The organism is Acetobacter tropicalis (genome assembly GCF_001580915.1).
GTDB classification, from domain to species: domain Bacteria; phylum Pseudomonadota; class Alphaproteobacteria; order Acetobacterales; family Acetobacteraceae; genus Acetobacter; species Acetobacter tropicalis.
The window spans coordinates 1-2,954 of the sequence record NZ_LHZQ01000096.1 but is presented as its reverse complement, the minus strand read 5'-3'; the positions used below and the strand labels follow the sequence as shown (position 1 = coordinate 2,954).

Genomic DNA, 2,954 nt, shown 5'->3' with positions numbered 1-2,954 from the left:
TCTACAAAACCTTGGGACGGAAGCATGGCGAAACATGGGCGAAGTGGTTTCGGCGAATAAGGAACGATGGTCGCTCCTTGAGATTCGAGAAAAATGGGGAAATCGACTATCTTCGCGTCTATTCACTGATAGATCGGAGAAAGTCTGACATTCCCATGAACGTGGATAAAAAGCCCAACCTCTTCAATTTTGATGGACGGTCTGAGCTTCTAACGCGTTTAGGTGCGCATCGATGTGAAGACTGCGGCGATGAGAACGGACCTTTTGAGATCCATCATGTCAGGAAACTGAAGGATGTCTCAAAGGGGACAGAAAAGTGGAAGCAACTGATGATACAGCGGCAACGCAAGACATTGGTGCTTTGCAAAACCTGTCACACCGACCTTCATTGTGGGACATTGTCAGATAATCGCTTTGCTGTTTAATACTGCAAATGGAGAGCCGGATGCGGCGAAAACTGCAAGTCCGGTTCGGAGGGGGGATAACGGGAAACCCTTATGAGACCACGTATCCTACCCTACCGCAAGAATTAATGCCGAGATTGGAAATGTGTTACGCAATCTGGTGATGCCAGCCGGTCGGGGGATCAGCCGCCAGACGATGACGCTCCTGCATCGGATGGGCCGACGCCTGTCTTCCGAAATGCTGCATGCGCTGATGGCGTGGCAACCCGACGTGGTTTTTGCCGACGAGGCCCATCGTATCAAGAACAGGGATGCCGGGCGTACCCGTGCTGTTCGCACCCTTATCGAGGATCGCTCACGGGGTGCGGTTCTCCTGACCGGCACCCCTTTGCGCAACCACGGCGGAGAGGGGGCCAGCCTGATCGAGGCCATTCTTCCGGGTGCCAGAGACCGTCTCGCAGGAGCACTGGCCCAGGGTCAGCGAAGATCGGACCGAAATGCTGCGCAGGATGCAGCAGTAGCGGAAATCTTCAAGACGATCATGGTGAGACGGCTCAAGGCCGATGTGCTCGATCTGCCGGACAAGATAAGGCAGTGGGTGGAGATCGCACCGCAAGGGGAAGCCCTGTGGCACTATGACGAGGTCATGGCTCAGATCGCTCAGACGCTTGGGCGGGCGATTGCGGGGGGCGCTACATCCGGCGGTATTGTAAAGGCCATCATGGGTCTCCTCTCATCTGCCCGCAAATGGCTGGGTCTTGCCAAGATTGCCAATCCGGCCACGGTGGATCTGATTGATGACGTGGTCGAGGCGAAAGGGGCATGTCTGGTCTTCGCGCATCATCGTGGCGTGATTGCGGAACTGGAAAAACAGCTTCGCAGGCGCGGCCGATCCGTTGTGACGGTCCATGGCGAGACGCCCGATCGTGAGCGCGCGGAAGCGGAACGAGTGTTTCAGAAAGGGGAAGTCGAGATCTTTCTGGGTTCGATCAATGCAGCGGGTGAGGCTCTGACCCTACATCGTGCTGATACCTGTGTGTTTGTCGAACTGGACTGGGTGCCGGCGGCGATGCATCAGGCCGAGGATCGCGGACACCGGGCAGGTCAGACGGCGAAAGGCTATCACATCATCACTCTGCTGGCGCATATACCGGACAGGCAGAATCTGGATGAGTATGTGGCCAAGGTGCTGATTGAAAAACTTGCCAACATCAACACGATCCTCGACGAAAAGGCTGGTATTGCCGGCAGGCGCATCGAAGGCTCCGATGTCAGTGTACGAAGCCGTGTGATCGCCGCCCTGATGTCTGAAGCCCAGCTGACAGAAGTTGCAAAGAACACCCAGGTCGCAGCCACGCGAAAGCGGGCACTTCCGCGGTCGAGAAAACAGTAACGCTTTTCAGGCTGATACGATCAGTTCGAATCTATAATGGATTAAGCCGGCATTTTTCAGAAACGAGTCTTGCGAGCTCTGGCAGGGTTAACGGTGTAGTATTTCTCTGTCTGTTTTTATTGTGTGATCTGATCCTGATTTTTCCCGGGCTTTGAGGTCTCACACCCTAAATTCCCCAAAGGATTTTGTTCTTTTCCGATCTGGTATCGGTTTTTTGCGTGTGGGTTCCTTGTCCCGCAATATTTGTAAAAGAGAAAATCAATGTCAGATCACACAACAATTTCATCCGCAGTGGAGGCGGATCTTGTGCAGCTGGTTGCTTTGCACGGGTTGCTCGACTTTGCCCTGAGTCAGTCCCTTGCTGGCAATACGGACGATTGCATCCTAGAAGGCGTCGTTATCCTGACCCGGATGATCGGGCGCAAGGTCCGGTGCGTGACCAGCAAGATTCTGGATGGCGAGAGCCCTCGCTGCGACTGACGCTCTCAATCGTCGCCCACACCCACACCCGTTTCTTTCATCTACAGGCGCGCTCATGTCGCGCCTGTTTTCATTCCTTCAGGAAAATAAATAATGTCTCGTTTCTCAGACGATGCCACGCCGTCCCGTTTTCACCCCACCGAAGCTGATCTGATCACCTATCGGGACCTGGCCCGTGCTCTCGGTGCCCCACCGAGTGAGGCCATCTGCCGGTATCTCGGGCCGGCTGGCCAGCATCTGGTCTTCATCGGTGAGTCTGGTCAGCGGGACTGGGCCCGTGTCGATGCTCAGGCGCGGGCGCCCTGGCCCGATCTGCCGCCGACAGGGAAGATCGCGTCCAACGGCAAGATCCTGGAATCCCTTCCCGAACGTGTCGTTTACCAGATCCTTGAGTCTTTGAAGCACGAGGATATGGAAATTGATCTCCATCAACCGATCATGGCTGATCTCGGAGCGGAGAAGGCAGACCTGACATTCCGCAGGAGAAGTGCTGCCTGCTTTATCGAGGTTATCGGTTCTTGTGGACCCAATCGCATTACCCGGAACGACCACGAGTTGAGGGGGCTGGAGCGCTTCGAGTGGCGTGAAGCCTTTTACCGTCGTGTCGGAATCACCCCGGTCTGTATCTTTCTCGACCTTCTTATGTGGACGGCCGTTTAAGCGCAATACCTCACATT

At 55.2% G+C, this 2,954-nt stretch carries 4 protein-coding genes; all 4 read left to right on the top strand.

The window, feature by feature from the left end:
- The coding region (locus AD944_RS17195; RefSeq protein WP_282956211.1) for an HNH endonuclease at positions 1 to 425 on the top strand (425 nt) is incomplete at its 5' end.
- A gap of 124 nt (positions 426 to 549) precedes the next feature.
- Positions 550 to 1,797, top strand: a complete 1,248-nt coding sequence (locus AD944_RS00775; RefSeq protein WP_045541744.1) for a helicase-related protein — start codon at positions 550 to 552, stop codon at positions 1,795 to 1,797.
- A 261-nt stretch (positions 1,798 to 2,058) separates the two neighbouring features.
- Complete coding sequence (locus AD944_RS00770) at positions 2,059 to 2,277, top strand: hypothetical protein (protein ID WP_045541745.1); 219 nt, start codon at positions 2,059 to 2,061, stop codon at positions 2,275 to 2,277.
- A 93-nt stretch (positions 2,278 to 2,370) separates the two neighbouring features.
- Positions 2,371 to 2,937, top strand: a complete 567-nt coding sequence (locus tag AD944_RS00765; RefSeq protein WP_045541746.1) for a hypothetical protein — start codon at positions 2,371 to 2,373, stop codon at positions 2,935 to 2,937.
- Positions 2,938 to 2,954: the final 17 nt, after the last annotated feature.